The organism is Rheinheimera maricola, from assembly GCF_016918075.2.
Lineage (GTDB): Bacteria > Pseudomonadota > Gammaproteobacteria > Enterobacterales > Alteromonadaceae > Alishewanella > Alishewanella maricola_A.
On the sequence record NZ_JAERPS020000004.1, the window covers coordinates 27,201 to 40,971 of the forward strand.

General features: G+C 46.8%; 17 protein-coding genes. 6 read left to right on the forward strand and 11 right to left on the reverse strand.

All coding sequences use genetic code 11. The features are described 5' to 3' along the window. The first annotated feature begins 176 nt into the window (after positions 1-176). From I4W93_RS11405 to I4W93_RS11430, 6 genes are read left to right on the forward strand one after another with little or no spacing between them, the layout of a single operon-like run. Positions 177-2,972 carry a monovalent cation/H+ antiporter subunit A gene (locus tag I4W93_RS11405; RefSeq protein ID WP_205311659.1) on the forward strand — a complete coding sequence of 932 codons (2,796 nt, stop codon included), beginning with the start codon at positions 177-179 and terminating at the stop codon, positions 2,970-2,972. Beyond that, entirely contained in the window at positions 2,972-3,325 is a 354-nt protein-coding gene (locus I4W93_RS11410; protein ID WP_205311658.1) for a Na+/H+ antiporter subunit C, read from the forward strand. Before I4W93_RS11405 ends, I4W93_RS11410 begins: the two co-directional genes overlap by 1 nt. After that, positions 3,325-4,845, forward strand: a complete 1,521-nt coding sequence (locus I4W93_RS11415) for a monovalent cation/H+ antiporter subunit D (protein WP_205311657.1) — start codon at positions 3,325-3,327, stop codon at positions 4,843-4,845. The genes I4W93_RS11410 and I4W93_RS11415 overlap by 1 nt, the downstream gene beginning before the upstream one ends. Continuing rightward, complete coding sequence (locus I4W93_RS11420) at positions 4,842-5,378, forward strand: Na+/H+ antiporter subunit E (protein ID WP_205311656.1); 537 nt, start codon at positions 4,842-4,844, stop codon at positions 5,376-5,378. Before I4W93_RS11415 ends, I4W93_RS11420 begins: the two co-directional genes overlap by 4 nt. Then, a complete protein-coding gene (locus I4W93_RS11425; protein WP_027669960.1) occupies positions 5,372-5,641 on the forward strand; it encodes a K+/H+ antiporter subunit F in 270 nt (89 codons plus the stop codon). The genes I4W93_RS11420 and I4W93_RS11425 overlap by 7 nt, the downstream gene beginning before the upstream one ends. 9 nt (positions 5,642-5,650) lie before the next feature. Continuing rightward, complete coding sequence (locus I4W93_RS11430) at positions 5,651-6,019, forward strand: Na+/H+ antiporter subunit G (protein ID WP_205311655.1); 369 nt, start codon at positions 5,651-5,653, stop codon at positions 6,017-6,019. A 16-nt stretch (positions 6,020-6,035) separates the two neighbouring features. On the opposite strand, the gene I4W93_RS11435 is transcribed toward I4W93_RS11430, so the two are convergent. Genes I4W93_RS11435 through I4W93_RS11485 form a run of 11 tightly spaced genes read right to left on the reverse strand, consistent with a single transcriptional unit; the run spans position 6,036 to position 13,757 of the window. Next, a complete protein-coding gene (locus tag I4W93_RS11435) occupies positions 6,036-6,305 on the reverse strand; it encodes an HPr family phosphocarrier protein (protein ID WP_205311654.1) in 270 nt (89 codons plus the stop codon). A 5-nt stretch (positions 6,306-6,310) separates the two neighbouring features. Beyond that, on the reverse strand, positions 6,311-7,171 hold the full coding sequence (gene rapZ / locus I4W93_RS11440) for an RNase adapter RapZ (RefSeq protein ID WP_205311653.1): 861 nt from the start codon (positions 7,169-7,171) through the stop codon (positions 6,311-6,313). After that, positions 7,168-7,641: a PTS IIA-like nitrogen regulatory protein PtsN gene (ptsN, locus tag I4W93_RS11445; RefSeq protein WP_205311652.1), complete on the reverse strand. Its 474-nt coding sequence runs from the start codon at positions 7,639-7,641 to the stop codon at positions 7,168-7,170. Before ptsN ends, rapZ begins: the two co-directional genes overlap by 4 nt. 6 nt (positions 7,642-7,647) lie before the next feature. Continuing rightward, positions 7,648-7,935, reverse strand: coding sequence for a ribosome hibernation promoting factor (hpf, locus tag I4W93_RS11450; protein WP_205311651.1), 288 nt, complete (start codon positions 7,933-7,935; stop codon positions 7,648-7,650). 25 nt (positions 7,936-7,960) lie between these two features. Next, the gene (locus tag I4W93_RS11455; protein WP_205311650.1) at positions 7,961-9,445 is read right to left on the reverse strand and encodes an RNA polymerase factor sigma-54; all 1,485 of its coding nucleotides are present in this window, start codon (positions 9,443-9,445) and stop codon (positions 7,961-7,963) included. Between the two features lie 48 nt (positions 9,446-9,493). Continuing rightward, complete coding sequence (lptB, locus tag I4W93_RS11460; protein WP_205311649.1) at positions 9,494-10,216, reverse strand: LPS export ABC transporter ATP-binding protein; 723 nt, start codon at positions 10,214-10,216, stop codon at positions 9,494-9,496. Beyond that, entirely contained in the window at positions 10,213-10,704 is a 492-nt protein-coding gene (gene lptA / locus I4W93_RS11465) for a lipopolysaccharide transport periplasmic protein LptA (protein WP_205311648.1), read from the reverse strand. The genes lptB and lptA overlap by 4 nt, the downstream gene beginning before the upstream one ends. Next, positions 10,694-11,248, reverse strand: coding sequence for an LPS export ABC transporter periplasmic protein LptC (gene lptC / locus I4W93_RS11470; protein ID WP_205311647.1), 555 nt, complete (start codon positions 11,246-11,248; stop codon positions 10,694-10,696). The genes lptA and lptC overlap by 11 nt, the downstream gene beginning before the upstream one ends. Beyond that, the gene (gene kdsC / locus I4W93_RS11475) at positions 11,245-11,799 is read right to left on the reverse strand and encodes a 3-deoxy-manno-octulosonate-8-phosphatase KdsC (protein WP_205311646.1); all 555 of its coding nucleotides are present in this window, start codon (positions 11,797-11,799) and stop codon (positions 11,245-11,247) included. Before kdsC ends, lptC begins: the two co-directional genes overlap by 4 nt. Before the next feature lies 1 nt (position 11,800). Then, entirely contained in the window at positions 11,801-12,772 is a 972-nt protein-coding gene (locus tag I4W93_RS11480; protein ID WP_205311645.1) for a KpsF/GutQ family sugar-phosphate isomerase, read from the reverse strand. A 10-nt stretch (positions 12,773-12,782) separates the two neighbouring features. Continuing rightward, entirely contained in the window at positions 12,783-13,757 is a 975-nt protein-coding gene (locus tag I4W93_RS11485) for a calcium/sodium antiporter (RefSeq protein ID WP_205311644.1), read from the reverse strand. Positions 13,758-13,771: the final 14 nt, after the last annotated feature.

The following is a 13,771-nucleotide window of genomic DNA, read 5'->3' on the forward strand; positions in this document are numbered from 1 at the left end:
ATAAATAAGGCCAGTATCAGCGATAATTTAGTTTTTCAGCCCCACCGATGTTGCAAAGGCATTCTGTCTTCTATAGTTAGGCAACTGCCTTTTTATATCAATAACTTAATCTTAGTATTAATTGGGGCAGGCTGGAAATTCGGTTTGGTTAACTCTGAAAAGGACATGCGACAGCTATGACACTTTTGTGGATATTACTTCTGCCGCTATTCGGCGCTTTGGTACCGCTGCTAAGCGCAAAATGGAGCCGTAGCGCCTGTGCGTTGGTAACCGCTTTACCGCCGGCTTTTGCCTTAATGTTGATGCTTTACCATGCCGAGACGGTGCTGGCTGGCAAGAGTGTTAGGTTTTTCCTCGAGTGGATCCCGCTGCTGGGTTTAAACATCACCATAATACTCGATGGTCTGGCCTTTATGTTTGGCTTGCTTATACTGGGTATTGGTTTGTTAATTATTCTGTATGCCCGGTATTACTTGTCTGAACGTGACTCTATGCCACGTTTTTATGCTTACCTGATGCTATTTATGACCGCAATGCTGGGCATAGTGTTGTCGGGCAATTTATTACAGTTGTGGCTGTTTTGGGAGCTGACTAGTATTAGTTCGTTCTTGTTAATTAGTTTTTGGTGGCACAAAGCTGAAGCCCGCCGTGGCGCCCGTATGGCACTTACCGTAACCGGTGCCGGTGGTCTGGCGTTGTTGGCAGCCTTTTTATTAATAGGTGAGGTAGTTGGTAGCTACGACCTGGAGCTGGTACTGGCCAGTACTGAGCTTATTCAGCAACATGCCTGGTATCCGGTTATGTTGGTGCTGTTTCTGCTAGGCTGCTTTACCAAATCGGCACAATTTCCATTTCACTTCTGGCTACCCAATGCCATGGCGGCACCCACGCCGGTAAGTGCTTACTTACATTCGGCAACTATGGTCAAGGCCGGCATTTTTTTACTGGCGCGGTTTTATCCTGCCCTATCAGGGACGGAGTTGTGGTTTATTCTGGTTAGTATTACCGGTTTAGCAACCTTGCTGATTGGTGCTTATTTGGCACTGTTTAAGCATGATTTGAAAGGTTTATTGGCGTATTCGACCATTAGCCATTTAGGCCTTATTACTTTGCTATTTGGCATGGGCACCGATTTAGCTGCCGTGGCCGGGCTGTTTCATATAATCAACCACGCTACGTTTAAAGCGTCTTTGTTTATGGCCGCCGGTATTATTGACCATGAGTCTGGCTCGCGTGATATGCGCAAATTAAATGGCTTATGGCAATTTATGCCGATCACCGCGACATTGGCTATGGTGGCGGCAGCAGCGATGGCTGGCGTGCCTTTGCTAAATGGCTTTCTGTCAAAAGAGATGTTTTTTGCTGAGACGTTGCACCAACATTTACTTGGATCGCTGTCCTGGGTAATCCCGGTCTTGGCCACCATAGCTGCTGTATTTTCAGTGGCGTATTCGATGCGCTTTATTCACGATGTGTTTTTTAATGGCCAGCCCAAAGGGCTGACAAAAACGCCGCATGAGCCGCCGCGCTATATGCGGGTGCCCGTTGAAGTGTTGGTGGCGTTATGTATTTTGGTAGGGATTTTTCCGAGCTACCTGATAGGTGATTTATTGCAGGCTGCCTCCATGGCGGTGCTGGCCGGTGATGTGCCGGCCTACAGCTTGTCTATCTGGCATGGGTTTAATTTACCGTTGATGATGAGTTTCCTGGCGTTGCTGGGCGGTACTCTCATTTATGTTAACCGTAAACATCTGTTCGATTTTCAGAATACTTTGCCAGAGCTTGACGCATTAAATAGCTTTGAACGTGGCGTTAAGCACTTTGCCGCCCGCTGCGACAAGCTGTACCAGTGGCTGGATAGCGGATCGCTGCAGCGTTATATGACATTGCTACTGTTAACCTTTGTGATATTAGCGGGGTTACCGCTGCTAAACCTGGTTACCCTTTGGGGTGGCCGAGCAGAGCTACCAATAGATGCAGTAAATGCAACCGGCGCTATTATGCTGTTAATTGCTGCTTTTGCTACTGTAGTGTGGCACCGTAAGCGGGTAGTGGCCCTGCTAATGATTTCGGTGGTGGGGTTAATGGTGTCTATAGCGTTCACACGTTTTTCAGCACCAGACCTGGCGTTAACTCAGCTGTCTGTTGAGGTAGTGACCATCATCCTGTTGATGCTGGCGCTGTTCTTTTTACCACATAAAACACCTAAGCAATCAGAATCGTCCAGAGTGGTACGAGATCTAAGCGTTGCAAGCATGGTTGGCGTTATTGTCGGCAGCCTCAGTTATGCCTTAATGACACGGCCATTTAATACAATTTCTGATTTTTTTATCGCCAACGCCAAAACCGGTGGTGGTGGAACCAATGTGGTTAATGTGATCCTGGTCGACTTCCGTGGCTTTGATACCTTAGGTGAGATTACGGTGTTGGGCATTGCCTCGCTGGGTATCTTTAAGTTATTAACCCGTATTCCGCTATTTAAACCTAGCAGTGACGGCGATGGCCGCCCCTGGGCAACTGAGCGGCATTCATTGCTATTGTCTACCGTTTCACAAAGTCTGTTGCCACTTGCGGTGATGGTATCGATTTACATTTTCTTCCGTGGTCATAACTTGCCAGGCGGTGGTTTTATTGCTGGTTTAGTTACCGCGGTAGCCATTATTTTGCAGTACATAGCCCAAGGGGTTGACTGGGTAAAAGCAAGGATGAATGTGGAGTATCAGCGAGTGGTCGCGGTAGGATTGCTCATTGCATTATTTACCGGCGCGGCGAGTTGGTTATTCAACCGGCCCTTCCTCACATCATGGTTTGATTATTTTGATGTGCCTCTATTGGGCAAACTGGAGTTGGCTAGCGCCATTGCATTTGACTTAGGCGTTTATGTGACGGTTGTTGGCTCGACACTGTTGATTCTGGCTAGCTTGGGTAAAATGACAACCGCACACAGACCAGTGCACAAGGAAACAATCTAATGGAAACCTTATTCGCCTGTTGTATTGGTTTTCTATCTGCATGCGGCATCTTTTTAATGCTGCGTGGCCGCACATTCCCGGTAATGTTGGGGCTAACCATGTTGTCGTATGCAGTAAACCTGTTTATTTTCTCTTCTGGCCGTTTGACGCTTCGTGGCGCTGCCGTGCTGGGTAGTGCAGAGCACTACGCTGATCCGTTGCCGCAGGCTCTGGTGTTAACTGCCATTGTTATCGGCTTTGCTATGACCGCTTTTTTAGTCATCCTGGCCATACGGGCAAGAGCTGACTTAGGTAACGACCATGTGGATGGCAAGTTACCCAATGCTGCTGGTATGAAGAAGGAGAGTCGTTAATGTGGCACTTAATTACGGCGCCAATTGTGCTACCGATGCTTACTGCTCTAATTATTATGTTGCCGCCGGTACATTACTCACCAATGCGCCGGCGCTGGGTAAGTATGATCTCCAGTGTGTTGCAACTGGTTTTGGTGCTGACACTGTTGTTTCAAGTGCAAGCCAATGGCATGGTGCATTATGCGATAGGTAATTGGCAGGCGCCATTTGGGATAATCCTGGTGGCTGATACCTTGTCAGTGGTCCTGGTTTGTTTAACATCGTTTTTAGCATTGGGCGCCATTTGTTATGGCAGTGCCGGTGAAGACGAAAAAGGCTCTTTTTTCCATCCGTTGTTCCAGTTTCAAATTATGGGTATTAACGGCGCCTTTTTGACCGGCGATTTGTTTAACTTATTTGTGTTTTTTGAAGTTCTGCTAATCGCCTCATATGCGCTACTGATCCATGCCGGTGGTAAGAACAAAACTCGTGCCGCAGTGCACTATGTGGTGCTAAACCTAACCGGTTCGGCAATTTTCTTAATTTCGCTGGCCGTGTTATACGGTACCCTAGGTACGTTAAATATTGCCGATATGGCGCAAAAAGTTGCTGTTTTGCCAGCAGAAGATCTTATGCTGGTGAAGTCTGGTGGCCTGATGCTAATGATAGTGTTTGCATTAAAGGCGGCTATTTTACCGCTGCAATTCTGGCTGCCGGCTACTTATTCGTCTGCTTCTGCACCCGTTGCAGCACTATTTGCAGTTATGACCAAAATAGGCGTTTATGCCTTGCTGCGGGTATACACCACCATCTTTGGTGCTCATGCTGGAGAGCTTAGTGACATTGCCGGTGATTGGCTGTTGCCAGCAGGTTTAGCGACAATAGCTTTAGGGGCTGTCGGGGTGATGGCCAGCCATGATTTTCGTAAGTTGGTGGCTAATTTGGTACTGGTGTCAGTGGGCACCCTGGTCAGCCTGGTTGCGCTACAGACCGAGTTGTCAGCAGCTGCGGCAGTTTATTATACCGTGCACTCTACCCTGGTTACGGCTGCATTATTTTTAATAGCTGATTTAATTGCCAATCAACGTGGTAAAGCAGGCGACAGGCTGGTTTCGGGTCGGCGTGTTACACAACCGGTATTGCTGGGGTTTATGTTTATGCTAGGCGCATTGACTGTAGCTGGCTTGCCGCCGTTTTCTGGTTTTGTTGGTAAACTAATGTTATTGCAGGCGGTGATTGAACCTGGCCAGCGCATAGTGATTTGGGGCTTGGTGCTACTTAGTAGCTTAATGGTGATTATTGCCTTATCCCGAGCTGGCAGTACTTTGTTCTGGCGCATCAGTGGTAATGATTCAGACGGCGGTAAAGCCCACCCATTGCAGGTGTTTGCTGTTTGTTGGTTATTATTAGCCAGCCCTTTATTGGCGCTGTTTGCCGGACCGCTGACAGAGTTGTCGCAGCAAGCGGCCGCTCAGCTTTATGATACCAGTACCGCAGTGCACAGCATCCTTGGACAGCCACTTAAGGAAGTATCGCCATGAGATTTACGCCTAAGTTTCGCTGGTTGCCCACGCCCTATCGCAGCATGCTGCTATTTGTGGTTTGGCTGCTGTTGAATCAAAGCATTGAAGCTGTGCACTTGTTTTTTGGCGCGTTGCTGGCCGTGGTCATTCCGTTGTTAACGTTGCGGTTTCGTGATCCGCAGCCGTTAATCGAAAAGCCGCTGCTGGCGTTACGTTACATCTTACGCGTGTTTGCCGATATTGTTACCGCAAACGCTGAAGTTGCAGTATTGATATTAGGGCCTAAACGACGCTTAAACCCTGCTTTTATCCGTGTACCGCTGGATCTGCAACATGAGTTGCCGATTACTATTTTGGCCAGTACGGTTTCAATGACACCGGGCACCGTTAGCGCCGAAATTTACCCTAGTGCTGAGCTGATCCCGGCAGGACAGCCAATGCCACAGCGCTGGCTGTTAATCCATGTGCTTAATATGACTGATGAAGCGGAACTAATAGCGTCGATAAAGCAGCGCTATGAAGCACCACTGAAGGAGATATTTCAATGCTAGATAAGGTGATTATGCTGGTGTTCGCTATGATTAGCATCGCATTGTTGCTGAATTTGTGGCGCTTGTTGCGTGGCCCAAGTTTACCCGATCGTATACTGGCGCTGGATACTATGTACATTAACAGCATAGCGTTGATAATTTTGTATGGTTTGTTGATGGGATCTCCGCTGTATTTTGAAGCGGCGCTCCTCATTGCCATGCTGGGCTTTGTCAGCACCGTAGCCGTATGTAAATTTTTATTACGCGGCGACATCATTGAGTAGGAGAGGCTAATGCAACATTGGATGGAATGGGCAGTAGCGTTTTTTCTGTTGCTGGGCGGTAGCTTTGTGCTGATTGGATCAATTGGTTTAACCAGGATGCCAGATTTCTTTATGCGGCTACATGGTCCAACGAAAGCGACAACATTAGGCATGGGCGGGATTTTGTTAGGCTCTATTTTCTTTTTTAGCCTGACAGGAGAGGTTAGTGTTCATGAATTATTGATTACCATTTTCTTACTGATAACGGCGCCGATCAGCGCGCATATGTTAATTAAAACAGCGTTACATCATAAGTTAAAAGCGGTAAGCCGGACGCAGGGGTTGGATAATATTGAACCGGCACAAACTAAACAGCATGACAGGAAGCCGTTACCCTAAGGTGTCAGGTAAGACGTCAGGTTTCATCGAAACCGTTGCTAATTAGGTCTACCACGGCGCTGAGTGCCTGCTCAGCGTCATCACCTTCGGTGCACACCTGCAGCGTTTTACCTTTGCTGCTAGCCAGCATCAACAAGGCTAATACGCTACTGGCGTCAGCCGTTTTATCTTCCTGCACTAATTCTATTTTGGCCGTAAACTGTTGGCAAAGTTGCGCCAACTTTGTTGCGGCCCTGGCGTGCAAACCCAGTTGATTAACGATAGTTACAGCTTCACTGCACTTCATGTGATTCAAGCCTTATTATGATGGCGCACTAATTCCCGGTGTCGAACCTGCACATCATCCCTTAAGCTGCGATAGCTCTCAGCCAGACATTCTGCAATATACACCGACCGGTGCTGGCCACCGGTACAGCCAACCGCTATGGTTAGATAGCTTCGATTATTGCGCTCAAGTTGCGGTAACCAGGTACTAATAAAGCTGTTTATTTGCCAAATATATTTGGCCACGACAGGTTGCGATGCCAGGTAATCTTTTACCGGCTGCTCTAATCCGGTTAATGGTTTCAGATCGGGCTCCCAGTGTGGGTTGGGTAAAAAGCGGGCGTCAAATACAAAGTCGGCATCTTTCGGAATGCCATACTTAAAACCAAAGGACTCAAACAGAATGACCAGCCGACCGCTTTTCTGGCCGAGAATGCGTTCACGTAGCTGTTCCGCCAATTGGTGCACGTTTAGCTCTGTTGTGTCGATGTATAAATCAGCCCGGCTGGAAATGGGGTCGAGTAGCTGCTGCTCTTCCGATATAGCTTCATCCAGTGACATGGCTTGATGTGATAATGGATGTAAGCGTCGGGTTTCGCTAAAACGTTTAATTAAGCTGGTGTGGTCTGCATCTAAATACAAAATAGTTAGATCCAGTTTGCGCGGAAGATAAGACAGTATCTCTGTTAATTCATCGGGATCTTTCGGCAAATTACGCACATCAATGCTAACTGCAACGCGCTCATACTGCCCCATTACTGTGGTTGCCAGTGTTGGTAACAGGTTAACCGGGATATTGTCGACACAGTAGTAACCCAAGTCTTCCATCACCCTGAGCGCAACTGACTTTCCCGAGCCGGACCGCCCGCTGACCACCAGTAGTTTCATTTTACGGCATCCGCATTACTGTATTCAGTTAACAACTGATACAGCTGTTGATTTGTTTCGGCGTGGCGAATTTTCTTTGTTAATTCTTTCTGGCTTAGCAACTTGGCAATACCTGCCAGGGTGCTTAAATGGGCTTGGCATTGGTCTTCGGGGATCATAATAGCGCAGAATATATCGACCGGCTGATTGTCTATGGCATCAAAAGGGATGCTTTCTTTGCTAACGACGAACACCAGTATTGGTGAAGTGACACTTTTAAGTTTGCCGTGAGGGATTGCGATACCACCGCCAATACCGGTGGAACCCAACTTCTCCCGCGTCATTAATGCCTCAAGAATACTGTATTCGGCAATATCGGGCAGCTGTTGATGTGCCAATTCGGCAATATATTCCAGGATGCGTTTTTTACTATTAAAAAGAACTGCACTTTTAGTGCAGTTCTCGGCAAGCATTGAAGTTAGGTTCATCATAATTACTTAGTGTCGGGCTATTTTCTCTTTGTGCTTAATCACCTGCCGATCAAGCTTGTCGATTAACTGGTCAATAGCCGCATACATATTTTCATCTTCAGACAGGGCAAATACTTCGCCACCATTGAGATGTAGCTTGGCTTCAGCAATCTGCTTTAATTTTTCCACGTTTAAGATCACATGTACATTGTTTATATGATCAAAATGGCGTTCCAGTTTAGCAAACTTGCTGTCTACGTATTCTTTTAAGGCAGTTGTAATTTCAACATGGCGACCAGTTAGATTGATTTGCATAGACATATTCCTTCTTTTGGCTTACTTACATCAAGGTCTTGCGTTGATTTGACGGCGGAATAAACAACGATTCACGGTACTTGGCAATGGTGCGCCGTGCTACGTTTATCCCTTGTTCAAGTAAAATGTCGGCCATCTTGCTATCACTCAGCGGTTTGGCCGGATTTTCCGCCGCCACTAATTTTTTAATAAAGGCACGAATAGCAGTGGAAGAACATTCACCACCGCTCTCTGTACTAACATGACTTGAGAAGAAAAACTTAAGTTCAAAAATACCTCGTGGTGTATGCATATACTTTTGGGTTGTTACGCGGGAAATGGTCGATTCATGCATGCCAACCATCTCAGCAACGTCGTTTAGCACCATGGGTTTCATGGCTTCTTCACCGTGTTCAAAAAACGCTTGCTGCTGCTGTACAATGCAGTTGGCGACTTTGAGTAAAGTTTCGTTCCGACTCTCCAGGCTCTTTAAAAACCATTTAGCTTCTTGTAAATGAGAGCGAATAAATTGTGTATCTGAGCTGCTTTTGGCTGTTTTAGACATAGCCGCATACTGCTGATTTATTCTGATTTTTGGCATTGCATCTGGGTTAAGCTCGACCTGCCAACGCCCTTTCACTTTCATCACACTGACATCCGGTATTACGTATTGTTGCTCAGTACGAATAACATCAGCGCCTGGTCTTGGATTGAGGCTGTGTATTAACTGCATGACCTCTTTTAACTCATCCTCTTTGAGTTTAGTCACACGCATCAAAGAACGAAAGTCCCGATTGGCTAAAAATTCAGTATGATCGCGAATAAGTTTTTGTGCTTCGCTTAAATAAGGTGTGGCAGGGTCAAATTGTCTTAATTGGACCAGTAAGCATTCCTGCACTGAGCGCGCAGCAACGCCAACAGGATCAAATAATTGAATGCGCTTAATGACTGCTTCGACTTCATCGGCTTCGACATCGTCCATGCCAAGCGACTCTAAAATTTCATTGCAGCTAATTGTCAGTAGGCCATTGTCGTCTATCGCTTCAATGATAATTTCAGCGATGGTGCGGTCGGTATCGGAAAGGGGGGTGAGTTGCATTTGCCAGCGTAAATAGTCTTGCAGTGTCTCGCTGGTTTCGCCTTGATAAACATAATCTTCATCAGCACTGTTGCCTGCACTGACCGGTGCCGCACTAACTAAGTCATCCCAGTTGTTGTCTAATGGCAAGTCTTCCTGGATATTCTGTTCGGACATTGCCTCGCTGGTATCTGGCTCAGAAGCTTCATACTGTTCATCCGCACTGTAATTGTCATTGTCATCCGGATCATCGGCTTTGTCAGTTTGAGGGATAGCTTCCTGCTGAGTGTTGTCAAAGTCCTCCTCGGCTTCCAATAACGGGTTGGCGTCCAGTGCCTCCTGAATTTCTTGTTGCAATTCAATCGTCGACAACTGTAACAGGCGTATAGCCTGCTGCAACTGCGGCGTCATGGTTAGCTGCTGTCCTAAGCGAAGTTGCAAAGAGGGTTTCATTTACGTCTACCGTTCTCCTGAATGCTGCACTGTCATTGTTTTTGCTAACTATAGCCTGAATTGCTCACCCAGGTATACATCGCGAACCTTCTGATCAGCCAAAACCTGTTGTGGAGGGCCAGAAGCGATTAGCTCGCCATGGCTGACGATATACGCAATTTCACAAACATCGAGTGTTTCACGTACGTTATGATCCGTGATCAACACACCAATACCGCGCTGACATAAATGCTGGATAATTTTTTTAATATCCAATACCGATATCGGATCGACACCAGCAAAAGGTTCATCCAGCAGAATAAAGGCTGGGTTCGCAGCCAAGGCGCGGGCAATTTCTACCCGGCGGCGCTCGCCACCAGACAAACTCATGCCAAGGCTATGTTTAATATGCCCTATATGAAACTCTTCCAGCAGTTCATCGGCGATTTCTTCTCGCTTGCTTCTGCTTAATTCTTTGCGGGTTTGTAAGATTGCCAGCAAATTTTCATATACTGTCAGTTTGCGAAATATCGAGCTTTCCTGTGGCAAGTAGCTGATACCCTGGCGCGCACGCGCATGTATGGGGTCGAAGGTGATGTCCTGGTCTCCTAAGGTGATCTGACCTTTGTCTGAAGGCACCAAGCCTACGATCATATAAAATGTCGTGGTTTTGCCAGCACCATTTGGTCCAAGTAGGCCCACTATCTGTCCTGCACTTACCTCAAGGCTGACATCCTTTACTACCTGCCTGCCTTTGTAACTTTTTGCCAGATGAGACGCAACTAACTTCATGGGTTACTTTTTTCCTCAGGCATAATGATGGTTGTCACACGTTTTGACTCATCACTTTCTGCACTAATATCTTGTTTTTCAAGGTTATACTTGATGACTGATGCTTTTACTACGCTGTCGCTTTTGCTTAGTTCGGCATCGCCAGTGAGTGTGAGTGTGCGGCTTGATGGTTCATAGCGCATTTCATTGGCTTGGGCGGTTACCGGCTTACCATCAGCCATGAGTTGGGAGTAAGTCACGGGTTTGCCCGAGGCAATATATACTTCGTTACCTTTTCCTGCCGTTGCATTAATTTCCAATTGATCTGCTTTCAACTGAATTGAACCCTGAGTGACGACAACATTATTTTTATAGGTCAGAATGTTTTCTTCGACCGAAACCAAGTTATCCGCGTCTATTTGAATTTGCTGAGAATAGTCTGGCTTTTCTGCTTTTGCAGCCAAACTGAGCAGTAACAATGTTATTATGGAGCCAAGTTTAACCTTCATTACGATATACCGTTTTATTGTGTTGTATTAATTGCAGAGTTTTTTCGGTTAAATCTGCCCGCAGACCTATCCCCTCGATAAAAAAGCCATCACCTTGAATATAGACGGGCTGGTTGTTTTGCAAGCGGTTATCCGGGAACAGCATTTCCAATGTACTGGTTTCAATGCGCCTGACCAACTCGCTTTGTAGCAAGCTTTCAATGACCACATCTTGCTCCAGGATAACTCTGTCTTGTGGAAACCAAATAGCGCTGCGGCTACTGGCTTGCCAACTGGGCTTATGTTCGGCGTTAAACAGGGTATACACCGGTTGATCAAATTGAGTAAATCCGAGCTGCTCAAAGTGCTCGAGCTGGGCTGCGGCTACACTGTCTGCCCGATAACCTTCTGCATTGAATAAGGTGCGGGTTACGTCTGTAGCCACATAGTCCGGCATGAGCTCCTGATCGGTACGAAGCATGCTATTGCTATCATCCGGCTCAAACCATAGGTAGGCGGCAATGCTAGTTAGTATCAATACCAGCATAGGCAGAACTTTTCTCATGAGCTACTTCCGTCAAAGGAGCCAAATGCGCCTTGGCTTATCAAAATCAAATCACACAACTCCCGCACTGCACCGAAGCCACCAGGTAAGCTGGTACAAAGCGCTGCATAGCGGCGTAAATAGGGATGTGCATCTTTAACTGCGACAGACAAACCGCAGTGTTGCATAACCGCCCAATCTGGCAAGTCATCACCCATATAGGCAATTTGACTCGGGGTAAGTTGCAGCTTTTGTTGTAATTCGCCGAATGCGGCCAATTTATTTTCTTGTCCCTGATAAATGTAGGGGATGGTCAGTGATTGCATGCGTTGCTGCACTATAGCAGAGGTGCGGCCAGTAATAACCGCAACTTCAACGCCGGCTTGTCGTAAAGCCTTTACGCCGTATCCATCACGGGTATGGAAAGCTTTCAGTTCTTCAGAGTTATTACCCAGATAAATACGGCCATCAGAAAATACACCATCAACATCAAATATCACTAGTTTGATATTCGCTGCTGCGGAGAGTACGTCGTCGCTAACGGATTGATATAAATCGGTAAATAATGTCATATTACATTACTCCGGCCCGTAGCAGGTCGTGCATATTCATTGCACCAACCGGGACATTTTGCTCATCCAGCACAATAAGACCGTTTATTTTTTTGCTTTGCATAATTTGTAATGCTTCGGCAGCCAGCATTTTTGCATGTGCTGTAGTGCAGCTCCGAATCATGACGTCTGCAATGCGATTGGTATGGATATCGTAGCGCTGATCAAGGATACGACGCAGATCGCCATCGGTGAAAATGCCGGCCATTTTGCCATTGTCATCGACGACAGCGGTCATACCCAAGCCTTTATTTGATATTTCTAATAGTGCGTCTTTTATACTGGCGTTTTGAGGTACTTTGGGTACCTGCGCGCCGGTGTGCATAATATCTTCCAGACGCAACAAAAGCTTACGGCCGAGGCTGCCGCCAGGATGAGATAAGGCAAAGTCATCGGCTGAAAAACCTCTGGCATCAAGCAGTGCTACAGCAAGTGCATCACCCATAGCTAGTGTAGCCGTGGTACTTGCGGTAGGTGCAAGTCCCAATGGGCAAGCTTCTTGTTCTACTTTAACGCATAAATGAGCGTCAGCAAGCTTTGCAAGTGTAGACTGCGGGTTGCCTGTCATGGCGATCAGCTTTATTCCCAGGCGTTTTACCACCGGAATAATGGTTAGCACTTCAGCCGTTTCACCCGAGTTGGAAATAGCAATTAACACATCGTCTTTAGACAACATACCTAAATCACCATGACTGGCTTCGCCGGGGTGAACAAAGAACGCCGGTGTGCCGGTTGACGCAAGTGTGGCGGCAATTTTGCTACCGATATGACCAGACTTACCCATACCCGACACTATCGTTTTACCCTTGCTGTCAAACATTAACTGACAGGCTAAATTGAAATCGGTATCAAGGTATTGTTGCAGCTGGGCCACAGCAGAGGCCTCTATCCGTAGCACTTCGGCCGCTCTGATTCGAAAGTCTATAGTCGTCATCGCAATTCCTTTATGCCAGTGAAGTAAACAATAGATATTGGTAGCCGACAAAGCCACTCAGTAAAAGCAGTCCTTCAAGACGATTAATACGACGAACTTTATTCAGGCGAAAAGACATCAGCAGCATCAAAAGTGTAGCGCCTATCATGACATAGCTATCACGGCTACCGGCCATCGGATCAAGTACGGCCGGATGAATCACTGCGCCTAGGCCCATTACTGCAAGGATATTAAAGATATTTGAGCCAATAATGTTGCCTATCGCCAGATCATCTTCGCCTTTAAGAATGCCTATAATACTTGCTGCTAATTCCGGTAAGCTGGTACCGATAGCAATAATAGTAAGACCAATAACCAGATCACTTAATCCGGCATACTTGGCAATAGTAACGGCGCCATGCACCAGTAGCTGAGAGCTGGCTAAAAGCAAAATTAAACCGATAATCAGCCAGGACAACGCTTTTGGCAGTGGGGCATATTCCGGTGTTTCAGCTGTCATTTCGGTAATCAATGGGTCGTCTTTATCTGCATGCTGACCCAGATAAACCATCAGGACTAAGAATGCACTAAAGGTTAGCAGTAGTGCGATGCCTTCAGGCCGGGTTAAGTTGTTATCGGCGATAAAGTAGTAACCGAGTAAAGTACAAAACAACACCAATGGATATTCGCGTTTTAATGTTAATGACGATACTGCGATGGGTTTGAGTAGGGCGGCTGCACCTATAACAAGCAGGATATTGGTGATATTTGAGCCCAAGGCATTACCGACGGATGTATCGAGACGCCCGTGCCATGCTGCGTTAGCGGAGACTAGCATTTCTGGCGCGGAAGAACCCATTGCCACTATGGTAAGACCGATAACCATTGGCGATATGCCAGCAGAGCGGGCGAGAGAAGACGCACCAAACACAAATCGGTCAGCACTCCAAAGCAGCAGCACCAAGCCTACAATGACAAAAATTATAGCGAGTAACAAAGGTGACAAGGTTAAGTTTCCTG